Annotated in this window: 21 protein-coding genes, 1 pseudogene and 1 other annotated feature; of the genes and pseudogenes, 6 read left to right on the forward strand and 16 right to left on the reverse strand. The window is 55.6% G+C overall.

Annotated features, from left to right (window positions below; translation table 11 throughout):
- The first annotated feature begins 175 nt into the window (after positions 1–175).
- Both DCL27_RS08645 and DCL27_RS17720 read left to right on the forward strand, forming a co-directional pair.
- Entirely contained in the window at positions 176–1,570 is a 1,395-nt protein-coding gene (locus tag DCL27_RS08645) for a purine-cytosine permease family protein (RefSeq protein ID WP_005285834.1), read from the forward strand.
- A pseudogene (locus DCL27_RS17720) lies at positions 1,567–2,509 on the forward strand (PfkB family carbohydrate kinase). The gene DCL27_RS08645 and the pseudogene DCL27_RS17720 overlap by 4 nt, the downstream one beginning before the upstream one ends.
- A gap of 232 nt (positions 2,510–2,741) precedes the next feature.
- Here the strand turns inward: DCL27_RS17720 and DCL27_RS08655 are convergent.
- The 14 genes from DCL27_RS08655 to DCL27_RS08720 form a co-directional block, all read right to left on the reverse strand.
- Entirely contained in the window at positions 2,742–3,230 is a 489-nt protein-coding gene (locus DCL27_RS08655) for an NlpC/P60 family protein (RefSeq protein ID WP_047059929.1), read from the reverse strand.
- A gap of 154 nt (positions 3,231–3,384) precedes the next feature.
- Positions 3,385–4,152, reverse strand: coding sequence for a vitamin B12 ABC transporter ATP-binding protein BtuD (gene btuD / locus DCL27_RS08660; protein ID WP_005293654.1), 768 nt, complete (start codon positions 4,150–4,152; stop codon positions 3,385–3,387).
- Positions 4,145–5,170, reverse strand: coding sequence for a vitamin B12 ABC transporter permease BtuC (gene btuC / locus DCL27_RS08665; RefSeq protein ID WP_035597721.1), 1,026 nt, complete (start codon positions 5,168–5,170; stop codon positions 4,145–4,147). Before btuC ends, btuD begins: the two co-directional genes overlap by 8 nt.
- Positions 5,157–5,360 carry a protein DsrB gene (gene dsrB / locus DCL27_RS08670; RefSeq protein WP_035597723.1) on the reverse strand — a complete coding sequence of 68 codons (204 nt, stop codon included), beginning with the start codon at positions 5,358–5,360 and terminating at the stop codon, positions 5,157–5,159. Before dsrB ends, btuC begins: the two co-directional genes overlap by 14 nt.
- An 89-nt stretch (positions 5,361–5,449) precedes the next feature.
- A complete protein-coding gene (gene ihfA, locus DCL27_RS08675; RefSeq protein WP_005285818.1) occupies positions 5,450–5,746 on the reverse strand; it encodes an integration host factor subunit alpha in 297 nt (98 codons plus the stop codon).
- A 4-nt stretch (positions 5,747–5,750) separates the two neighbouring features.
- Positions 5,751–8,138 (reverse strand): phenylalanine--tRNA ligase subunit beta, encoded by a 2,388-nt coding sequence (gene pheT / locus DCL27_RS08680; RefSeq protein ID WP_005285816.1) that lies wholly within the window; start codon positions 8,136–8,138, stop codon positions 5,751–5,753.
- A gap of 14 nt (positions 8,139–8,152) precedes the next feature.
- Positions 8,153–9,136, reverse strand: coding sequence for a phenylalanine--tRNA ligase subunit alpha (pheS, locus tag DCL27_RS08685; protein WP_005293646.1), 984 nt, complete (start codon positions 9,134–9,136; stop codon positions 8,153–8,155).
- Between the two features lie 111 nt (positions 9,137–9,247).
- Positions 9,248–9,373: a sequence feature (Phe leader region), on the reverse strand.
- Positions 9,324–9,368 carry a pheST operon leader peptide PheM gene (gene pheM / locus DCL27_RS08690; RefSeq protein WP_106120997.1) on the reverse strand — a complete coding sequence of 15 codons (45 nt, stop codon included), beginning with the start codon at positions 9,366–9,368 and terminating at the stop codon, positions 9,324–9,326. (Overlaps the previous feature by 45 nt.)
- Positions 9,374–9,536: 163 nt before the next feature.
- On the reverse strand, positions 9,537–9,893 hold the full coding sequence (gene rplT, locus DCL27_RS08695) for a 50S ribosomal protein L20 (RefSeq protein ID WP_005285808.1): 357 nt from the start codon (positions 9,891–9,893) through the stop codon (positions 9,537–9,539).
- A 43-nt stretch (positions 9,894–9,936) separates the two neighbouring features.
- Positions 9,937–10,134 (reverse strand): 50S ribosomal protein L35, encoded by a 198-nt coding sequence (rpmI, locus tag DCL27_RS08700; protein ID WP_005293643.1) that lies wholly within the window; start codon positions 10,132–10,134, stop codon positions 9,937–9,939.
- 96 nt (positions 10,135–10,230) lie between these two features.
- Positions 10,231–10,773, reverse strand: a complete 543-nt coding sequence (gene infC / locus DCL27_RS08705) for a translation initiation factor IF-3 (protein WP_071523971.1) — start codon at positions 10,771–10,773, stop codon at positions 10,231–10,233.
- A 3-nt stretch (positions 10,774–10,776) separates the two neighbouring features.
- On the reverse strand, positions 10,777–12,705 hold the full coding sequence (thrS, locus tag DCL27_RS08710) for a threonine--tRNA ligase (protein ID WP_005293637.1): 1,929 nt from the start codon (positions 12,703–12,705) through the stop codon (positions 10,777–10,779).
- Positions 12,706–12,951: 246 nt separating this feature from the next.
- Positions 12,952–14,946 carry a BCCT family transporter gene (locus tag DCL27_RS08715; protein WP_005293634.1) on the reverse strand — a complete coding sequence of 665 codons (1,995 nt, stop codon included), beginning with the start codon at positions 14,944–14,946 and terminating at the stop codon, positions 12,952–12,954.
- Positions 14,947–15,633: 687 nt separating this feature from the next.
- A complete protein-coding gene (locus DCL27_RS08720) occupies positions 15,634–16,128 on the reverse strand; it encodes a hypothetical protein (RefSeq protein WP_005293631.1) in 495 nt (164 codons plus the stop codon).
- A 1,029-nt stretch (positions 16,129–17,157) separates the two neighbouring features.
- Between DCL27_RS08720 and DCL27_RS08725 the strand changes: the two genes are divergently transcribed.
- Positions 17,158–17,397 carry a YobH family protein gene (locus tag DCL27_RS08725; RefSeq protein ID WP_005293629.1) on the forward strand — a complete coding sequence of 80 codons (240 nt, stop codon included), beginning with the start codon at positions 17,158–17,160 and terminating at the stop codon, positions 17,395–17,397.
- A gap of 182 nt (positions 17,398–17,579) precedes the next feature.
- Positions 17,580–18,089 carry a DNA starvation/stationary phase protection protein Dps gene (dps, locus tag DCL27_RS08730; RefSeq protein WP_005285790.1) on the forward strand — a complete coding sequence of 170 codons (510 nt, stop codon included), beginning with the start codon at positions 17,580–17,582 and terminating at the stop codon, positions 18,087–18,089.
- 57 nt (positions 18,090–18,146) lie between these two features.
- Here dps and pfkB read toward each other — a convergent pair whose 3' ends face one another.
- Positions 18,147–19,100 (reverse strand): 6-phosphofructokinase II, encoded by a 954-nt coding sequence (gene pfkB / locus DCL27_RS08735; RefSeq protein ID WP_035600374.1) that lies wholly within the window; start codon positions 19,098–19,100, stop codon positions 18,147–18,149.
- Between the two features lie 229 nt (positions 19,101–19,329).
- Between pfkB and DCL27_RS08740 the strand changes: the two genes are divergently transcribed.
- Positions 19,330–19,572, forward strand: a complete 243-nt coding sequence (locus DCL27_RS08740; protein WP_005293625.1) for a DUF4060 family protein — start codon at positions 19,330–19,332, stop codon at positions 19,570–19,572.
- 1,289 nt (positions 19,573–20,861) lie between these two features.
- A complete protein-coding gene (gene ompC / locus DCL27_RS08745; RefSeq protein WP_005285780.1) occupies positions 20,862–22,007 on the forward strand; it encodes a porin OmpC in 1,146 nt (381 codons plus the stop codon).
- Between the two features lie 97 nt (positions 22,008–22,104).
- Here the strand turns inward: ompC and DCL27_RS08750 are convergent, their stop codons facing one another.
- Positions 22,105–22,914 carry an alpha/beta fold hydrolase gene (locus DCL27_RS08750; protein ID WP_035596672.1) on the reverse strand — a complete coding sequence of 270 codons (810 nt, stop codon included), beginning with the start codon at positions 22,912–22,914 and terminating at the stop codon, positions 22,105–22,107.
- Positions 22,915–22,933 lie beyond the last annotated feature (19 nt).

A 22,933-nucleotide genomic window follows, 5' to 3' on the forward strand; every position in this document is an offset into this window, starting at 1 on the left:
GCGCCTCTCTCATTATGTTTCTTGATGGTTTTATATTGGCATCCTTAAGTGGGATCAGTAGACTGTGCGCGCATGGATTTTCCCCCTCCGCTGCGCGGCGCCGTCACACGGGAAGGGGGTCGACAACTGGTTACGGTGTGTTAGCACGCGTCAACAACAGGGAGTGATTTGAATAATGAGTGACACTAACGCGAATTCGGCCTGGCAAGTCGAGGAGATCGGTATCGATCGAGTTCCCGAAGCGGCCTGCCGCAGTACCCCCAGTGAGCTGTTTTGGGTCTGGTCGGCGGCGAACATCGGGATTCTCGGGGTCGTCTACGGCGCCATCATCGTCAGCTTCGGTCTCTCTTTCATCCAAGCCATTCTGGCCGCGCTACTCGGTGTATTGAGTTTCTGCCTGGTCGGTTACTTCAGCTTCGCCGGTAAGATCGGCCGTACCTCCACCCTGACCCTCTCCCGCGCCATCTTCGGTATCCGTGGCAACATCGCCCCCACGCTATTCAGCTGGATCAACCTGATGGGTTGGGAGGCGGTGAATATCATTACCGGCACCTTGACCCTGGCGGCCTTGCTACAAGCCTGTGGTCTACCGAGCGGCCATGGCCTGACCCTACTCTGTCTGGTCCTGTTCGCCGGGTTAGCGATCGCCGTCAGCCTCCTCGGTCAAGCCGCCGTGGTCGCTATTCAGCGTTGGTTTACTCGCATCTTCGGCAGCATGACGCTGATCGTGGTCGGCTATATCCTGTTTACCACCCCTTGGCAAACGGTATTGGCCATGCCCAGCGGTGACTGGTTAACCGCCTTCCTACCGGCCGTCTCGGTGATCGCCGCCGGGACCGGCATCAGTTGGGCCATCGCCGGGGCGGATTACAGTCGCTACCAGTCGGCCAAGAGCAAGAATAGCCATATCTTCGCCGCCGTCAGCGGTGGAGCCGCCCTGCCGCTCTGCCTATTAATGTTGGCCGGTATCCTGCTTTCTGCCCGACTGCCCGATCTGGCGGCGGCGGAAAACCCGATCGCCCTGATCGGCTCGGTGCTGCCGCCGTGGATGGCCATCCCCTATCTACTGGCCGCCACCGCCGGTATCGTGACCATCGCCGTCCTCAGCCTCTACTCCGCCAGCCTCAACCTGTTGACCATCGGGGTGCGCATTCGCCAAATCTGGGCGGTGACGCTCGATGCGCTGATCGTGTTGGGTATCGCGCTGTATATCTTGTTCGTCGCCGGCGACTTCATGGGGCCGTTCATCGCCTTCCTGCTATGCTGCGGCGTATTCCTCGCCGCCTGGGAGGCCATCTTCCTGGTGGATTACGTCTGCCTACGGCGCCATCAAGGCTATCAGGATAGTCAACTGTTCGATCTACAAGGTCCCAACGCCGGCGTGCGCGTCGGCCCGTTGCTCTGTTGGCTGTTCGGTGCCCTGGGCGGCCTAATGGTGACGCGTACCGGCTTTATTGACGGCCCCCTGGCATACGGCGTCTTCGCCGACTCCAGCCTGGGACTGTTCGTCGCCTTCCTGATCAGCCTGGTGAGCTATAGCCTACTGGTCACGCTACGGGGGCGCGCATGACGGCCTTGATGACCCCTCGCCCGGTGTTAGTGATCGGCGGCGCCATCGGCGACCTGATCCTGACGCTGCCCCGTCTGCCGCTGCGTGGCGAAGATATCGCGGCCGAGGAAGGTGGGCGCGCCATCGGAGGTTGTGCCTTTAACGTGGCGCGCGCCCTGCGCCGCCTCGACTTACCGGTGATCAATGGCATGCCGGTCGGCAATGGCCCTTGGGGTGCCCTCGCCGAACAGGCGATGGCGGCCTTGGCACTACCGGTATTGCTGCGTGACTCCCAGCGAGACAACGGCTGGTGCCTGGCCTGTGTCGAGGCGGACGGCGAGCGTACCTTCATCAGCATCGCCGGCTGTGAAACCCATTGGTCCCACGAGCAACTGGCTCATCTTCCCCTGCCGCCAGGGGCGTTGGTCTATCTGAGCGGTTATGAGCTGGCGGAGGCGCATTGCCAGGCGCTGCGTGACTGGCTATACCGCTTGCCCGCGCATTGCACTCTGCTGTTGGATCCGGGACCGCGGCTACCCGCCTTGCCCGCCGGAACTCTGGGATCGGCTCCCCGCCGGCAGCGTGTTGACCCTGAATCGTGACGAGATCGCACAGCTGTGCGGAGAGGGTGATCCGGTCGCGGCGGCAGCCGACTTCGCCCGGCGTCATGCCATCCACCTCATCTGTCGTCTCGATGCCAACGGTGCCTGGTTGTGCAGCCCCGAGGGTGGGCAGAGCCATCTGCCCGCCTATGCGGTGCAGGTGGCCGATACCATCGGCGCGGGCGACGCGCATTGCGGCGGCGTGCTGGCCGGTCTAGCGCTCGGCCTCACGTTACACCAGGCCGTCGATCTCGGTAACCGCGTCGCCGCCTATGTGGTCAGCCGTCCGGGCCCCGATGGCGCGCCGACGCGTGCGCAATTGCAGCACGCCTTCCCCCAGGCGGCCCCGCTGCTGTAACGTTACCCGGCGGCGCGCATTCCGCCGCCGCTATTCACCCTCGATGAGGTAGCACGTCGTTTGCGGCGCACGCTGAGCGATAAACGACCGGGTCGCCACGCGAAGAGGCTACGAGGCGTCTACGCCTAGCGCCAACGGCGACACGACGCTGGGCACACAGCGCGATCAGGATGCGTGAGAGGACGAACGCGAAGCCGGTAGCACAACCGCTGGCTTCGCGCCCTTGATGAGGTTACAGGCGGCGAGCCTGCCAGTAGACATTACGCCAGTAGACGTTATCCAGCGAGGAGCGCGTTACACCCTGTGAGGTAGAGGCGTGAATGAAGGTATCGTCGGTATCGTAGATCCCCACATGTAATCCATTCTCCCCCCGCCCCGTGCGGAAGAAGACCAGGTCGCCAGGCAGCAGATCGGCGCGGGCGACGCGGGTTCCTAATGCAGTTTGCTCCTGCGTGGTGCGCGGCAGCTGAATGGCGAAACGATCACGGAAGGTACGGTAGACAAAGCCGGAACAGTCGACGCCGTTGCGCTCCAAGCCGCCATAGCGATAAGGCGCGCCATGCCACTGCTGCAATTGATCATTCAACTGCGCGACCACCATGATGGGATCGCCCAGTCGCGTGCTGGTTGGCGCGGTGCGGTGTTGGCTGCTACAGCCCGCAAGGAATAACGCGATGCCACACAATAATCCGTAGCGATATCTCGATGCCAGTCGACTCATCTCCCTAGAACCTCTGTGATGCCGCGATTGCCTCTGGCCCGACGACGAGCCGGCAAATGGAATGAACAAGGCGTTTTCTGCTGCCGAATCAAGCGATACCGCGATGGCAGCCACCGCTAAATCATGACAAAAGCGGCGCGTCGGTCAAGCTTTTTTAACACGATTGATAGTAGAGCCAGTCGCGATCACCGCCGCGCGCGCGGGTAAAGGGGACGCCGAACAAGTCACTCAACGCCGCCAACTGCATCACCGTCGAGGTCGGCCCCTGCGCCAATACCCGCCCCTGCCCGACCATCCACACCTCATCGGCATGAAACAAGGTGTGATTCAGATCATGGGCACTGGCAATCACCGTGATGCCATGGCCGCATAACTCGGCGAGTAGCCCATCCAACGCCGCCTGTTGGCGGATATCCAAGCCGCTCATCGGCTCATCCAATAGCAGCAAACGCGCAGAGGGATTGAGCGTCGGCCAGATCTGGAGCAGCACCGCCGCCAGGCGTACGCGCTGCCATTCTCCCCCGGAGAGCTGGCTCAAGGGCCGACTCAGCTTGTCCGTCAGACTCAGGCGTGCGCTCAACGACGCTAAGTGCTGATCCAACGCCGCCGCCGAGGCTCCTCGCGGGGCATACAATCCCAGGTAGGCGAAGACCGGCATCAACCCGGTCGGTAACTGCTGCTGTACCAGACAGGCGCGCCGCCGCGCCTGCTGCGCACTCGACATCGCTAACAGTGCTTGCCCCTCCAGCCACGCCTCCCCATGCCCCTCCAAGAGACCGGCTAGCCGTAGCAAGAGTGTACTCTTACCCGCCCCATTCGGGCCGATCAGATGTACCAGCCGCCCGGCGGCCAGTTCGGCATCGAAGGGCGCCAAACGCCCACTCACCGCCAGACGCTCGATACGCAACATCGGCTCAGCCATCGCGTCTCCCCGCCGTGCGACGCAGCAGCATCCAGATAAACAGCGGCGCGCCGATGGAGGCCGTCACCACCCCGATGGGTAGCTCGGCGGAGAATAACGCCACCCGCGCCACCACGTCCGCCAACAACAGTACCGCCGCACCGGCCAAGGCGCAGGCGGGCAATAGCCTGCGATGCGCAGTGATCCCCCATAGGCGTAACATATGCGGCACCACCAGCCCGACAAAACCGATCACTCCGGCCAAGGCCACGCTCACCCCGACCAGCCAGCCGATGGCCAACACCAGCAGGCTACGCCAATAGGCCATCCCCAGGCCGAGCTGGCGCGCCGGCAGCTCCCCGAGCGCCAGCAGATCCAGCGTCGCACCGCAACGCAGTAACCACAACAATACCGGTAATAGCGCCGCCACCAACCAGCTCTGACGCCAATCGACACCGCTAAAGCCCCCCATCAGCCAGTAGAGCAACTGACGGAGATCCAGACTGCTGCTGAAATAGACCGCCCAGGTCATGACGGCGCTACAGGCGATACCCAGCGCCACACCGATCAGCAACAGACGCGCGTTATCGATCCGCCCGCTCCGCGCGAACAACAGTAACAACAGGGTCGCCCCCAAGGCACCGACGATGGCCAAGGCGCTCAATTGCCAGAGCGGCAACATGCTCGGCCCCAACAACACCGCGATCACCAAGGCGACACCGGCGCCATTAGAGACGCCCAGCAACCCCGGCTCCGCCAAGTGATTATCGAATAAGGCCTGCATCACCGCGCCGCTGACGGCCAGCGAGGCGCCGACCGCCATCACCGCCAAGATACGCGGCAGGCGCAGCTGGCCGACGAAGAGTTGCCCCTGGGCGGAGAACCAACGCGTCGGCCATAGCCAGACGTCGCCGGCGCTCAAGCCCAGCAGTAACGCACCGAGCAACAGCAACGCTAACCACAACAAACGTCGCCGATCATGACGCCGTTGGCGGCGCAGCAGCGTGCTGAGATGGGAGGGGTCGTCAGACGGGAGCATCATCGTCATAGGGTTCGACAAAGATCCCCTGGTCGCCGCCGATCTCGTTAAAGAACCAAATCCCATTCGGGTAGTCCTCCAGCGCGATCAGATACATGGTTCCCTCACTAAAGGGTTCCAACGCCAGAATACGCCCAATGCGGCGCGGCCCCCCATCCGTCTTTACGCTAACTTTGTCGTTAACTTGCATGGTTAATGCCTCTGTGTGCGCCGCGCAAACGGCTGAATGTCGCAAGAAAAAGGCCACCTAAAGGCGGCCTTTTGTCCTGTTTGCCTGATTTAGTCCTTGGGTGTAGCGTTCTCGACCCGGCTCTTTAACTTCTGCCCTGGACGGAATGTCACCACACGGCGCGCCGTAATCGGGATATCTTCCCCGGTTTTCGGGTTGCGCCCCGGCCGCTGGTTCTTGTCGCGCAGATCGAAGTTGCCGAAACCGGACAACTTCACCTGCTCGCCATTCTCCAGGGCGCGGCGAATCTCTTCGAAAAACAGCTCGACGAGGTCTTTGGCATCCCGTTTACTCAGCCCAAGCTTTTCAAACAGGTGTTCAGACATTTCAGCTTTTGTAAGCGCCATAGGTTTAATCCCTCAAGGATGCTTGGAATCGCTGTTTTAACGCCTCTACACATTTGGCGACGGTAGCGGCAATTTCCTCTTCTTCCAGTGTACGCGTGGTATCCTGCAGCACCAGACTGATCGCAAGGCTCTTATAACCCTCCGCAACACCCTTACCACAATACACGTCAAATAAGTTTACGCCAACTACCTGATTTGCGCCAACTTTCTTACATTCGGCTAAAACTTCTTCTGCCGGCACGTTTTCGGCCACGACAACCGCGATATCACGGCGGTTCGCCGGGTAGCGAGAAATCTCGCGCGCCTGCGGAATTCGGCGATCGGCCAGGGCATCCCAACGCACTTCGAACACCACCGTACGACCATTGAGATCGAGTTTACGCTCCAATTCAGGATGTACAACCCCAATGAAACCAATACGTTCGCCTTGCAGATACAGCGCGGCACTCTGCCCCGGATGCAGTGCGTCATGCGCCTCGGCGCGGAACTGTACCTCATCCAGCTTACCGGTCAGCTCCAGTACCGCCTCCAGATCTCCCTTCAGATCATAGAAGTCGACGGCCTGACGCTCCATCCCCCAATGTTCTTCGTTACGCGGACCGGCAATCACCCCGGCCAGCATCATATCCTGGCGAATACCCAGGTTGGCACGCTCGTCCGGGACAAAACGCAGGCCAGTTTCGAACAGACGCACGCGGGTCTGCTGGCGATTCTGGTTATACACCACCGCGCCCAGCAAACCACTCCATAGCGACAAACGCATCGCGGACATGTCGACGGAGATCGGGCTCGGCAGGATCAGCGCCGGCTGTTGCGGATGCAACAAGGCCTGAACTTTCGGGTCGACGAAGCTGTAGGTGATCGCCTCTTGATAGCCACGGTCCACCAACAGCGTCTTCACGCGCTTAAGCGGCAGATCCGCCTCGCGGTGTGCCGTCATCACCAGATCGGCGCGCAGCGGCACGTCCGGGATGTTGTTGTAACCGTAAACGCGCGCCACCTCTTCGATCAAATCTTCTTCGATGGTCATGTCGAAGCGCCAGCTCGGCGCCAGCGCCTGCCAGCCACCCTCGACCACGTTCACCTGGCAACCCAGGCGTTGCAGGATCGCCAACACCTGCTCATCGCTGATAGGATGACCGATCAGACGATCCAGCTTGCTGCGTTGCAGGGTGATGGTCGCCGGCTGCGGCAGATAGGCGTCGCTGCTCACGTCGATCACCGGACCGGCCTGGCCGCCACACAGCGCCAGTAGCAGTTCGGTGGCTCGCTCCATCGCGCGCTGTTGCAACTGCGGATCGACACCACGCTCATAGCGGTGTGAGGCATCGGTGTGCAGGCCGTAACGGCGAGCACGCCCGGTGATGGCCAGCGGATTAAAGTAGGCGCACTCTAACAGCACGTCACGGGTTTCACCGTTGACGCCGGAGTGCTCTCCGCCGAAGATGCCAGCCAGCGCCAACGGCTGCTGATGGTCGGCAATCACCAGGGTATCGCTGGCCAAGGTGGCTTGGTTACCATCCAGCAGGGTCAGGGTCTCCCCCTCACGCGCCATACGCACCACGATGCCACCTTGCAGGCGGTTGAGATCGAAGGCGTGCATCGGCTGTCCCAGTTCTAACAGGACATAGTTGGTGACGTCGACCACCGCATCGATGGAGCGGATGCCACAACGGCGCAGCTTCTCGCTCATCCACAACGGCGTCTTTGCCGTCACATCGATGCCGCGCACCACACGGCCCAGATAACGCGGGCAGGCTTCCGCCGCCTGCACCTCGATCGGGAAGCGATCATCGATGCTGACCTCGACAGGCGCCTGCGCCGGGACCGCCAGCGGCAGATCGTTCAGCACCGCTACATCGCGGGCGATACCGAGGATGCCGAGGCAGTCGGCACGGTTCGGCGTCACGCTGATCTCGATGGTGTTATCGTCCAGCTTCAGGTAGTCACGCAGATCGCAACCCAGCGGCGCATCCGCCGGCAGCTCGATGATGCCATTGTGATCGTCGCTAATCCCCAGTTCAGAGAAGGAGCACAGCATCCCTTCCGAAGGCTCACCACGCAGTTTGGCCGCCTTGATCTTGAAGTCGCCCGGTAGTACCGCGCCGATGGTGGCGACCGCGACACGCAGTCCCTGGCGACAGTTCGGTGCGCCACAGACGATGTCCAGCAGACGTTCGCCGCCGACATTGACCTTGGTGACTCGCAGCTTGTCGGCGTTCGGGTGTTGGTGGCATTCGACCACTTCGCCGACCACGACGCCGTGGAAGGCCCCGGCTACCGGCTCCACGCCGTCCACTTCCAGACCGGCCATGGTGATTTGTTCGGACAGCGCCGCGCTGTTAATGGCAGGATTCACCCACTCGCGCAACCAAAGTTCACTGAATTTCATGTGTTAATCCCGCCTTATTTGAACTGTTTGAGGAAACGCAGATCGTTTTCGAAGAATGCGCGCAAATCGGTGACACCGTAACGTAACATCGTCAGACGCTCCATGCCCATCCCGAAGGCGAAGCCGGAGTAAACCTGCGGATCGATGCCGACGTTGCGCAGGACATTAGGGTGCACCATGCCGCAACCCAGCACCTCCAACCACTTACCATTTTTACCCATGACATCCACTTCGGCGGAGGGTTCGGTAAAGGGGAAATAAGAGGGACGGAAACGGATCTGGAGATCCTGCTCAAAGAAGTTACGCAGGAAGTCATGCAACGTCCCTTTCAGGTTGGTGAAGCTAATGTCTTTATCGACGATCAGCCCTTCCATCTGATGGAACATCGGAGTATGCGTCTGATCGTAGTCGTTACGATAGACACGACCCGGCGCGATGATACGGATCGGCGGCTGCTGATCACGCATGGTACGGATCTGCACACCAGAAGTCTGGGTACGCAGTAGACGCGTGGCGTCGAACCAGAAGGTATCGTGATCGGCGCGGGCCGGGTGATGCGCCGGAATGTTCAGCGCATCGAAGTTATGGTAGTCGTCCTCGATCTCCGGACCGGTCGCCACGGCGAAGCCCAATTCAGCGAAGAAGGATTCGATGCGTTCGATAGTCCGCGTAACCGGATGCAGGCCACCATTCTCCATGCGTCGTCCCGGCAGGGAGACATCGATGGTCTCCTCGGCCAGACGTGCGTTCAGTGCCGCCGCTTCTAACGCCGCCTTACGGGCGTTCAGCGCCTCCTGCACCTCCTGCTTAGCCTGGTTGATCACCGCCCCGGCCGCCGGGCGTTCTTCTGCCGGCAGCTCGCGTAGCGACGTCATTTGTAAGGTTAAATGACCCTTCTTACCCAGGAACTCGACACGCACGTTATCCAGCGTGGCGACATCCTGGGCACTCTCTACGGCTGCCTTCGCCTGGGCAACCAACTCGGCGAGATGTGACATGAATTTCCTCTTCTTCCGGCCAGTATGGCCCGATGGTCGATGTTGAGCGATGAGTAGCTCATCGTATGACGGCACGCGCCCTCTTCGTCTGCGGAGCCGTGGCGCCGCGCTAAAAAAAAAGCCTCCACGAGGGAGGCTTTTGGCGCTGTTTTCCGTTTCTTTTCTTACGCGCAAAGCCTCCTGACGATCAGGCGCTAAAGTAAAAAAAGAAGCGGAAAATAGCAGCGTTCATGCTTGCGTTACCTTGAACATTCAGAACTTATTGAAAACTCTGCATCTATTGAAAAGCTCTCGCCAGAGAATGTCAATAAATTTCGTATAACCGCTAAACCTAGCGACAGCGTGAATCACGCTATGGCCAGACAGCAAAAGAGGGAGCAAGCTCCCTCTTTCATCTGACTTACGCCAGAGCCGCTTTCGCTTTTTCAACCAGGGCGCTGAACGCCACTTTGTCGAATACAGCGATGTCGGCCAGGATCTTACGGTCGATCTCAACAGAGGCCTTCTTCAGACCATTGATGAAACGGCTGTAAGAGATGCCATTCTGACGAGCAGCTGCGTTGATACGTGCGATCCACAGCTGACGGAACTGACGCTTACGCTGACGACGGTCACGGTAAGCGTACTGACCTGCTTTGATCACTGCCTGGAAGGCAACACGATATACGCGCGAACGGGCACCGTAGTAGCCTTTCGCCTGCTTCAATACTTTCTTGTGACGTGCACGGGCAATCACACCACGTTTTACGCGAGCCATATGCTCTCTCCTAAAGTCTTATTCTTGATTCAAAAAAAATTACTTATGCGTACGGCAGGCACGCGACTACCAGACCCAGATCGCCTTTAGAGACCTGAGACTTTGGACGCAGATGACGCTTACGCTTGGTAGATTTTTTGGTCAGAATATGACGCAGGTTAGCATGTTTACGCTTGAAACCACCACCGGCGGTTTTCTTAAAGCGCTTGGCCGCGCCACGCACAGTTTTAATCTTAGGCATTTCGATTTCCACTTCGCATTGTTAATTACAACGAATCAGTGAGGCGAACGGTTCCACGGATACCGAAGCATACCGCGGAACCCTTACTTGCTAGCCTTACTGTTTCTTCTTGGGGGCGAGCACCATGATCATCTGGCGGCCTTCGATCTTCGTTGGGAAGGATTCGACCACGGCCAGTTCACTCAGATCGTTCTTGACGCGGTTAAGCACTTCAATACCGATCTGTTGGTGCGCCATCTCACGACCGCGAAAACGCAGGGTGATCTTGGCTTTATCGCCATCTTCCAGAAAGCGAACCAGGCTGCGGAGTTTTACCTGGTAGTCGCCATCATCGGTGCCAGGACGGAATTTGATTTCCTTCACCTGGACAACTTTCTGTTTCTTCTTCTGCTCTTTGCTAGCCTTACTCTTCTCATAGAGGAATTTGCCGTAATCCATGATACGACAAACCGGCGGTTCAGCGTTAGGGCTGATTTCGACCAGGTCGACGCCAGCTTCCTCGGCCTTCTCAAGAGCTTCTCTCAGACTGACAATACCAATCTGCTCGCCATCCACACCTGTCAAGCGAACCTCTTGGGCGCGAATTTCCCCGTTAATACGATTAGGACGCGCCGTTTGAACTCGTTTTCCGCCTTTAATACCTTATTCCTCCAACTGATGAAGACTACGGCTGCGAATCTCTTGCAGCAGCTTCTCGATTACGTCGTCGATGCTCATCACGCCCAGGTCTTTACCACGGCGTGTACGCACGGCCACTTTACCGGCTTCGACTTCTTTGTCGCCGCAAACCAGCATATAAGGAACACGACGTAAAGTATGTTCGCGAATTTTAAAGCCAATCTTCTCGTTTCTCAAGTCTGATTTTGCGCGAATTCCTGCAGCCTGCAGTTTTTTGTTCAATTCTTCAACATATTCAGCCTGAGAATCGGTGATATTCATCACCACGGCCTGCACCGGCGCTAACCAAGTCGGGAAGAAACCGGCGAACTCTTCGGTCAAGATGCCGATGAAGCGCTCCATGGAGCCCAGGATGGCGCGGTGAATCATCACCGGTACCACACGCTCATTGTTTTCACCGACATAGGACGCGTTCAGGCGGCCCGGCAGGGAGAAGTCGAGCTGCACGGTACCACACTGCCAGGCGCGATCCAAGCAGTCATGTAACGTAAACTCGATCTTCGGCCCGTAAAACGCCCCCTCCCCTGGCTGGTATTCGAACGGGATACCGTTCTCTTCCAGCGCAGCGGCCAAGTCCTCTTCGGCACGGTCCCAGATCTCGTCGCTACCGATGCGCTTCTCTGGACGCGTAGAGAGTTTCACCACGATCTTCTCGAAGCCGAAGGTGCTGTACATGTCGTACACCATCTTGATGCAGCTGTTCACTTCGTCACGGATCTGCTCTTCGGTACAGAAGATATGCGCATCGTCCTGGGTAAAGCCACGCACACGCATCAGGCCATGTAGCGAACCAGACGGCTCGTTACGGTGGCAGCTGCCGAACTCGGCCATACGCAGCGGCAGGTCACGATAGGACTTCAGCCCCTGGTTGAAGATCTGCACGTGTCCCGGGCAGTTCATCGGTTTGATGCAGTATTCACGGTTCTCTGACGAGGTGGTGAACATCGCATCCTTGTAGTTTTCCCAGTGACCGGTTTTCTCCCACAGCACGCGGTCCATCATGAACGGACCCTTAACCTCTTGATACTGATATGCCTTCAGCTTCATTCGGACAAAGGCTTCCAGCTCGCGGAAGATGGTCCAACCGTCGTTGTGCCAGAACACCATGCCCGGCGCCTCTTCCTGCATGTGATACAGGTCGAGCTGCTTACCGATCTTACGATGGTCGCGCTTGGCGGCCTCTTCCAGACGTTGCAGATAGGCGTTCAGCTGCTTCTTGTCCGCCCAGGCGGTACCATAGATACGTTGCAACATCTTGTTGTTGCTGTCGCCACGCCAATAGGCGCCGGAAGACTTCTGCAACTTAAAGTGGTGGCAGAAGCGCATGTTCGGCACGTGCGGACCACGGCACATGTCAACATACTCTTCGTGATGGTACAGACCCGGCTTATCGTCATGACTGATGTTTTCATCCAGGATGGCCACTTTGTATGACTCATCCCGCGCGACAAAGGCGTCACGCGCTTCCTGCCAGCTGACTTTCTTCTTGATGACGTCGTAATCTTTTTCCGCCAGCTCGTGCATGCGTTTTTCCAGGCGATCGAGATCGTCCTGGGTCAGCGTATGATCCAAATCGACGTCGTAATAGAAACCGTTGTCGATCACCGGGCCGATGGCCATCTTGGTTTGCGGCCACAGCTGTTTGATGGCGTGACCCAGTAGGTGGGCGCAGGAGTGACGCAGGATCTCCACCCCTTCCTGATCCTTGGCGGTAATGATGGCGACGGTGGCGTCGCTCTCGATCAGATCGCAGGCATCGACCAACTCACCGTTGACGCGACCAGCGATGCAGGCTTTTGCCAGGCCGGGGCCGATATCGCGGGCGATGTCCATTACGGAAACAGGGTGATCGAAGTGACGCTGACTGCCGTCAGGAAGTGTAATAACAGGCATTTGAATTCCTTATCTACAGTGGTGACCCACACGACAGGTCACATATAGAAAAAAGTTTTGTTGAGTTTCGATATGTTGCCGATGCGCCCCTGCTCTACTTAGCAAGCTGCGTACGCCATGCCTCGCCACACAAAGCGATAACAGAGCGCACTAACATCGGTGTCGGGCAATATTACCCCCGAGCGCGTGAATTGCCAACCGCAATCCCCGCCGGGAATAAGCGACCGTTTGCCGGGGCGCCGGGCATCAACTGCGGATCAAGTGCAAGAAGTGGATATGTTTTTCATACTGATCGAGGATATCGTGCAATACCTGTTCCTGCGTCCATCCCATCAGATCGTAATCTTGTCCCCCCTCCTTCAGATAGACCTCGGCACGGTAGTAAACCTCCTCTTCGCGCGGGTTTTCCTCCTCCAGGCCTGCCATGGCGAAAGCCGGTTTACGGTAGGCGCGCAAGCGTACGCCATAGCAAAACGCCATATCATCGCCGAACTCCACTCGCAGACTGATACGCTCATCCTCGCCCTCCAGCGTCGCCTCCTTACCCTGGCGTGCCAACTCCTCACGCACCATCACCATCGCCGGTTGAATCACCTCGGCGATAAAACGCCGTACCTGTGAACGTTTCGGGTTATAGACAATGTTACGTAGACGGCGTTGCCACGAAATGGGGTTTCGGCTGGCCGGTGGCGCGATGGTGGTGACCAATTGGCTCTTCTTCTTGTAGATGTCGACACGCAGCGCCTTGAACAAACCATAAATGGCCAGTAATAGGATCACGGCAAAAGGCAACGCGCTGGCGATGGTGACCGTCTGCAACGCCTGTAACCCGCCGGCGACCAACAACACAATCGCCACCACTCCGGTCAACGCGGCCCAGAAAATACGTTGCCACAACGGGGTATGCTTAGCCCCACCGGAGGCCAATGTGTCCATCACCATGGCGCCGGAGTCGGCCGATGTCACGAAGAACACCACCACCATCACCATGGCGATAAACGACAGCAGCGTCGGCTGCGGGAAATGTTCGAGAAAATTGAACAGCGCCAAAGAGACATCGTGCTGGACGCTAGTCGCCAGATCGGTCGCCCCCTGATGGGCGATTAATTCAATGGCGCTATTACCGAACACCGTCATCCACATCAGGGTAAAACCGGCGGGCACCAGCAAGACGCCGGTGACAAACTCACGAATGGTCCTACCGCGCGAGACACGGGCGATAAACATACCGACGAAGGGTGACCATGACAGCCACCACCCCCAATACAGCAGCGTCCAGCCCCCCAGCCAACTGCTGGACTTCGGCTCATAGGCATACAAGTTAAAGGTTTTGCTGACAATCTGTGACAGGTAGGCGCCGCTATTTTCTACAAATGACTTGAGTAATAATACCGTCGGCCCCAACGCCGCGACTAACAACATCAATAACACCGCCAGCCCCAGATTAAGCTCAGAAAGCAGACGGATGCCGCGATCCAGCCCAGAGACTACCGAGAGCGTCGCCAGGCTGGTGATCCCCACGATCAGCCCCACCTGCACCGTGGTCGAAATCGGTAAATCGAACAGATGATTCAGGCCAGCATTGACCTGCAAGACGCCGTAACCTAGCGATGTGGCAACACCGAACACGGTACCTAAGACGGCAAAAATATCGACCGCGTGCCCGGCCGCACCATAGATGCGCTCACCGATAAGCGGATAAAGCGCCGAACGCAGCGTTAACGGTAACCCATGACGGTAACTGAAGAAGGCTAAAATCAACCCGACGATGGCATAGATCGCCCAGGCGTGTAGCCCCCAATGGAAGAAGGTTAATGTCATCGCCTGCTTCGCGGCGGCGATGGTCTGCGCACTCCCCTCCGGCGGCGACAGGTAGTGCATCACCGGTTCAGCGACGCCAAAAAACATCAGGCCGATCCCCATCCCCGCAGAAAACAGCATGGCAAACCATGAAAAATAACTGAATTCTGGCTCAGCATGATCCGGACCGAGTTTAATCGTGCCGTAACGTGAAAAACCCAGATAGGTCACACTCAATAAGATTAAAGCGACGGCTAAGATATAGAACCAACTGGCGTTAGCGAATATCCTCTGCTGTAGGGATTGAAATCCCTGTTCGGCCTGTTGCGGCATCATACCAACAGATAATACCAACGCGATGATTAATACTGCAGAAATAATAAAAACCGGTGGATTGATCGTATATTTTTTACTTTGTTCACTCGTGCCATTATGACTCATGTTATACCCTCACTGTGAGTTTATAATGCGCGCAATTTACTCATCCTTAATGTGAAAATTACCCGAAAAAATTGCCATCGATACGTTTACAGCACGCTCGACACCCTATAAAACGGAGCGATCATAAGGAAAAATAAGCTCATTTTCAATAAAACAAGCAATTTTTATCGAAATGCATCGATAAATCCGCCTAATATACATACGCGTGCGGTAGTGCCCCCCTTCCCGAAGGATTCCAGCCTCCTCCGTTATTTTTCTATTTTTTGCGGCGATTCTCCCCCGGCGTCCGACATGTTTACCACTCGACCATTACGGTTATTCCGAGCATGGATGGAACAGGCTAAAACGCCACGTCAGTGTAGCGAGAAAAGTTAATAGCCCATCCGGCCGAGTATTCTTTTTACTACGCGATTCGCTCGTTTCCATCACGATGGTAACGCATGACGAAAAGGGAAAATGCGACTAAACACGGTGGGCGGCGTCAATAGGGATAGCGTAAATCAACTAACCCGCCAACCTGTATTATATCGATAGGCTATGAGGCTATGAGGCTATGAGGCTATGAGGCTATGAGGCTATGAGGCTATGAGGCTATGAGGGATCAACATACTCGCACGCTGAAAAAGCCACTGATTTTCGGCGGCGAGCCCACAAGCTACCCGCCAACCGTTTTCAGTACCTTGTGCGTTAGTGCGCTGGCAATAACATGCGTAGCGTCTGCGCAGCCTGTGTATAGGCGGTCAATTGCTGATCGTTCACCCCTTGCGGGGTGATGCCTTGCATCGCCGTACGCCAGGCCGCCATCACCGCCTTCAGCGCATCACGTTGTTCCGCACTCGCTAAAGTGGGATAGACGGCTTGGTATTGTGCATCGATCAAACGTCGCGCCCCTTGCAGCAGTGCGGTATGACAGGCATTGATATGATCGCGCTCACTCAACGAATCATTCTGGGCTAACCATTGACCCGCTACAAAATTACGCGCTTGCAAACGCTGTGACATATGTTGCATATTCGCCAGCAGATCGCTAGCACTCTGTACTGGCGGAAAATCCTGCTCTAATGGGACATCGCATTGAAAACTATTGCGAAAAGGTTGCGGCGAAGGGTTGCTACCCTCGGGTGCAGCACTGCATCCGCTGAGTAACAATGCTGCCGCCAACAAAGAAAAAAGTGGTTTCATATCAACTTCCTCGTTCGGTGTGCTGCGATGATAGCAAGCGCGGGCCACAACTCAATCATTGCGGTAAAATTTCCCTCTCTGCCCCGCCGCCTCCCACGTATCGATGAGGCCTCATCTCGCACCGTTGCGCAAATCAACCTGAAGCGATGCGCAAAAAAATAAGGATCGGTGAGCCATATCACACTAGCACGTTATCGATTAGGCTATCTTTAATTCATCCGAGGCAACGAAAGGAGTTAAATGACACATTTAATTACATTCGTGACGGCAGTGAATTGTAGCACACGACAGACCCTCGTCCTGGCCCGCCCGGAGTACGCCATATAATCAGTGGCACGGGATTTCTGCCTCGCGGTGGTCATTCCCAATTAATTCGCTATTACCCGAGGCCTCACCATTGAGGCCTCTTTTTATTTATTCCCGATTGATCTTGAAATGTGCTATCGCGTTTGCCACTTACGACGCGATCTCGACGGTATAAAATCAGCGCCAGCCCCTCCTCTCCTCGACGACTTAGCGCTCCAGTACCCGAGGATAAAAAAACAAAAACCCGGCGATTGCCGGGTCGTCACACTGCCTTGGCGACGCAACTACTCTTGCGTATCGCGTTTATTTCTTTTCTCCGCGCGCCGTTCTTTCAGTGTCTTGCCAGATTTTTTCTTGGTGTCCTTATCCTTTCCTCTACTCATAAACGCCTCGCTTATTTTTGATAGTACTCAGTATCGGTAAGCCAAATCCCGTATCAACGGAACCTAATTAATAACAAAGGGGGACAATAAAAACAAGCCAGCAAAATACTTTGTCCAAAGAATACGTTATTACATTCAGATATGTGATGTCTATTGCTCATCATCGCCTCCCGCATACGCCGCGGAGCGTCTTTGCGCTGTGCCCGACCAACCTCGGCATCCCCATCCCTGCGAGTAAAGTCCGCCGGGAAAGATTCGCCTACTCCACTGATTATGATAGACTATTTTACGCCTTCTTCTGGACCTAATGGCTCGCTCACTTTGTGCCCAAGGAATTATCATGCGCCTACTTAAAACAACCTTGATCCTGCTGATCGTCGCCTATCTGGCCATGCTATTCAGTGGTTATGGTTTTCTGGTCAACAGCCAAAAACAGCTGGGTGGACTGACTCTAGAGTGTCAATACCTGAGCGCTTACGGTCTGGTGGGCAACCACCAATTGCGCGATACCCATGGTGTGATTGGCAGTAGCGAGTGTCCGTTATTACGCGCCGTGGCTACCCCATTCTGGCAACGTTAAACATCAGCCCCTCACCATATCTTACCCGGGGGGATCATCGGCATAACCTATTTAAGCAATACCGATAACCCCTTAGCCATCCCCCTCTTCGCCTTCCTATACTGACACAAACAGTACGTATTCCGGCCTACGCCAGCGAGACGGCGTAGCCATGACACAGGCTAACAGTGGGAGACTTCACCATGAACGTGACACCTTTGAACAATGCTTATCCGGGCTCATCCCTCTTCGCCACCCGCAACGATTTGGATCCGGAGATCAAACAGCAAGCCATTACGCTGCTACAACCGCTACTGGTCGAGTTTATCGATCTCGCGTTGTTGACCAAGCAGGCGCACTGGAACATGAAAGGTAAAAACTTTATTGCCGTACATGAGATGTTGGATGGTTTCCGGGCTGCGTTGCTCAATCATCAGGATATCTTCGCTGAGCGTATCGTCCAACTCGGTGGTACTGCCCAAGGGACACTACAAACAGCCGCCAGCGCATCCTCTCTGGCGCCCTATCCATTAGATATCACCAATGTCAGAGCCCACCTGCTGGCGCTGGCGGAGCGCTATGCCGTCGTCGCTAACCATACCCGGGCAGCGATCGGCATCGCCCAAGATGAAGACAGTGCCGATATGTTGACGGCGGCCTCACGCGACCTGGATAAGTTCCTGTGGTTCATCGAGGCACACCTGGCAGAATAAGGCTGTGCATGCCTAAACGGGGTCTGATATCAGACCCCGTTTTTCTGCGCTTAGCCTTTAAAACGCAGACACCTGGGGGTGACGCGCCCGGAGATAAGCGATGATTTCGTCAACCTCCTCATGTTGACACAGCTCCGTGCCATGACGCAGCGTCGCCGCTGTCCCCGCCGCGACCCCATGGATCGCCAGATCCAGCAACGAGCCGTTTGTGGCTAGCTGTAGTGTCATCGCGGCGACCATGCTATCGCCCGCGCCCACGGTAGTCAGTGCCTTGATCGGGGGCGGAATGATCTGTACCCAAGCCTGCCGATCGACCACGATTGCCCCTTGCGCCCCCAACGACACCACCACATACTGTGCCGCTCCCCGTAGCACCAAGCCGTGGGCCGCTTGCAACACCGAGGAAGGCAGCGTCATCTCTTGGCCACTCAATGCCGCCAACTCCTTCTGGTTCGGTTTAATCAGCGTCAATCCCCCCACCTCGACCGCCGCTTGCAGCGCCTCACCCGAGCTATCGACGATGCAACGCATACCACGCTGTATCGCCTCCCGCAGCAAATCCGCAAACGCCGTCGGCGCGACGCTATCGGGTAGACTCCCACTGACGACCAGTAAAGCCGTGGCCGGGAGTGCGGCGATCTTCTGCCTTAATGCCGCAAACTCCTCGGCGGTTAACTCTGCCCCTGGCATGACAAAGCGATACTGTTCATCGGTCGCCGTCGCATCGATGTGCATATTCTGCCGCGTCCAGGCGTGAGACGGTACCACATCCACCGCAACGCCTTCTGCCTGTAATAACGTACTCAACTGTTCTCCGGTCGATCCACCGGCCGGATAGATGGCTTGTGCGCATCCTCCGAGGCGCTGAATGGCACGCGCCACATTAATCCCGCCCCCGCCAGGCTGATAGATGACAGGAGTACAACGTAACTTACCTTCTGGATAGAGTTTGGCCGTACTGGTCGCGCAGTCCAGCGATGGGGACAGCGTCAGTGTGTAGATAGGATCCATAGATGCTCCTTAATCGATGGCTTTCATCTCAGCGTAGCATTGTTGGGTAAAAATACCCCTGGCGATCGCATCATGCGCCTCCCAGCGGACAAGACGCGCGAATACGACATCGTCGAGCGAATGAGCAGATGGCTAGCTGAAGTGTATTACGCAAGAGACAATGGTGTTATAACAGTGGAGTCAGCCATGCTGACATAAGCAAACTGATTGATTTATGTAGGGAGCCTGTATGAAACGAATCATTAAAGGCGATACAAACTTCTCTCACCTTGTTGTTGCTCATGCCGCCATCGATCGGCATGCCTCGGCCTTCGGGCATACCCGGCAGGGATGGCCCTGCATCTACCACCTCAAATACCGTGACAAACTCATCGCTGTCGAAGTCGTGACCCGGCGTCAATCTTACGTCGCCACGGTCATGATCGGTGCCCGTAATCTCAGCAAACTGTGCGGTATGCCAACCGCAGCCTGACGAACCTGGGCACACTGGCATGTGTGCCCGAACCCCATCGACCGCGCTCACTCGCTATCTCTATTCATCCGCCATAGCAAAGCCGCCCCCCGATGCCGCCCTCATTCTAATAGAGGCTGGCAGCCCCAGTTGCCAATGTATAACCAATGAATAAATTAAATATTTTCAATATGATATACAAAAAACACCATTCTTTACTTGCAACTCATTCGCAATAGAGCTTAAGTAATTAGGCAACCAACCCAACGATAGTTAAAGAGAGGCTACTATGAGTAAGGGAATGGATAGCAAAAAAAATGTGAAGAAAAAACCGCAGAAAACGCTGGTGGAAAAACGTGCAGCGAAACGTGCTAAACGCGCCCACATGGAGGATGTGGTAGAATAATAGAATACGGTGATTCTTTGCATATAAACCCGCCTCGGCGGGTTTTTTTATCTCCAACGTGGTATATCCCTCTGCCCTCTCAATCCAGTGCTACAGAGGATCCTCAGCCAAGATACCTGGGGTCGATACTGGCTAAGATTAATCTAACAAAGTCTCTAGCTAGGAGGTTGATTCGGATATTTTATCAGCAACAGAAATTCCGCACATTTTGTTAAAAAAACAACTCATCCGTCTCAAAATCCAATATAACAGTTAAGCAGCGTTTATTGTTTCAAACTCAAGGAGAGCATGCGAATTGATAATGACGTCGTGCGCTAAGGTTATAACACAACCTAAAAAATCCTTTTCACCTATAGTCATAGCCATGTAAACGAACATTGAAAGCGTTATCTAACAACATCAAGACAATGACTCACAAAAACATAACTATTTGATAATAAAAGGATATATAAATAGCGGAAAATAAAAAAAGCCAACCATAAGGTTGGCTTAAAAAATTTTAAGACACAGAAAAATAAAACGCAGTAACAATGATGAGACTTAAGTATACAGCAAGAGACAGCGCGACATTAGCAATTCGTGTGATCACCATAAAATCATAATCAGCACTATAGCAACTCACTGCGCGCCTAAAAAACAAACAAAACAAATAATGAACAAATTCAACATAAAGCGACATCAAATATAGCGATATTTACAATTATACACAGTTAATTACTCCATCTAATAATTAAATGGGAACTCTTCTTTTTATTTATGATGAAAAACACCTATGATTATGGCGTGCCCATTACGCTAACTTTGACAGATGGAACGCAATTTAGTTCGTGTATTGCGCACAAAATAAGCAGTGGCATCTCATATCTGACCGCATAAAGGTCAGCAACTAAGAAGGAATATTATTGTGAAACGTAATCTGCTGGCAGTCGTTATTCCTGCTCTGTTGGTTGCAGGCGCAGCTAACGCTGCGGAAATCTACAACAAAGACGGCAACAAGCTGGATCTGTACGGTAAGGTAGATGGCCTGCACTACTTCTCCAGCAATCACTCCGATGACGGTGATCAATCCTATGTCCGTTTCGGCTTCAAAGGTGAAACGCAGATCAACGATCAACTGACTGGCTATGGCCAATGGGAAGCCCAGGCCAACGCCAATCAGTCAGAAGATAATAGCTCTAACTTCTTCACTCGTTTAGGTTTTGCCGGTCTGAAATTCGGTAACTACGGCTCCATCGACTACGGCCGTAACTACGGTGTTCTGTACGATGTTGAAGGCTGGACCGACGTGCTGCCAGAGTTCGGTGGCAATACCTCTGCGCAGACCGACAACTTTATGGCACAGCGCGCGAACAACCTGGCTACCTATCGTAACAACGGTTTCTTCGGCTTAGTTGATGGCCTGAACTTTGCCCTGCAATATCAGGGTAAAAACGAAGGGTTGAGCCACGACACCTCCACCAGCATCGACGATCATGATCAGGCCCAAGAAGATAACGGTGACGGCTTCGGTCTGTCTACCAGCTACGATCTGGGCTGGGGCGTCAGCGCTAGCGCCGCCTACACCACCTCTAACCGTACGGCTCAACAGAAACTGCTGGGTACTCGCGCTCTGTCCAACATCGCCGGTGGTAACAAAGCACAGGCTTGGGCTGCCGGCCTGAAATATGATGCGAACAACATCTATCTGGCCACCATGTACAGCGAAACCCAGAACATGACCCCGTTCGGTTCTAGCGGTATCGCCAACAAGACGAAAAACTTCGAAGCCGTGGCTCAGTATCAGTTCGACTTCGGCCTGCGTCCGTCCATCGCCTACCTGCAGTCTAAGGGCTCCGAGCTGGGTGCGTACAATGGTAACGGTGCCTCCTTCAACGGCGGCAAGGCTGACCTGGTTAAATATGTTGATGTGGGCGCGACCTACTACTTCAACAAGAACATGTCTACCTACGTCGACTACCAGATTAACCTGCTGGACGACAACAGCTTCACCCGTGCCAACGGCATCAATACCGATGACATCGTTGCGCTGGGCTTGGTATACCAGTTCTAATTCCACACGCATGGAATGTAAAAAAGGGGCCTTTTGGCCCCTTTTTGTCAGCAATCATCCGTCATACTTCCCGGCTCACTTAATACCTTACCGTGCATCAGCTCGGGAGTACATTGCGCAAGAAGTCCAGCAATAGCTGGTTCACCGCCTGCGGCTGCTCCAAGGTACAAATGTGTCCGGCGGCGCTCACCACCTCCTGACGGCACCGCAACATCTCAGCCATCAAGTAACCCTCCAAGGGAGGGCGCGGCTGATCCTCGGCACCAGTCACAACCAACGCCGGCATCGTTAACTGTGTCAACAGCTCGCAGCGATCCGGGCGGCCGAAAATCATCCGGCCCAGCGGTACGATGCTATGGCGTAACGTCTCCGCCGGCAACGACGCCAGACGCTGGTTCAAGGCCATCAGCAACGCCGGTTCAGGCGTCTTACGGAAAAACAGTGGAGCGATTTGTGCCGCTAACGCGGCGGGGATGGTACCCGCCTGCTCGATGGCGTCTAACATGGCGAAATAACGCTGGTGAGTCACCTCCGGCTCCCGCCCGACAAAGGTATCCATCAGCACCAACGCCGCACAACGTTCACTGGCCAGGGCGGCTAACTCCGTCCCCCACATGCCACCGACCGAAAGGCCAATGACAGCAAAGCGGTCAATGTTCAAGCTATCGAGCAACGCCAGATAATCCTGTGCCAGGCAGGTCAATGCGTGATGCGACTCCGGCAATGCAGCGGATCGACCATGCCCCCAGAGCTCCGGCACGATCACCCGGTAATGCTTACTCAGCGCCGCGATCTGCGGACGCCACATCTCGGCGTCAAACAGATAGCTGTGCCCCAGTAGTAGTGGAAAGCCGCTACCATGATCCTCATAGTACATATCACGCTGATGTAAATGCAGTATTGGCATAAAACTCCTTGATAAAAAG

The sequence above is a fragment of the Edwardsiella tarda ATCC 15947 = NBRC 105688 genome (genome assembly GCF_003113495.2).
Classification (GTDB): domain Bacteria; phylum Pseudomonadota; class Gammaproteobacteria; order Enterobacterales; family Enterobacteriaceae; genus Edwardsiella; species Edwardsiella tarda.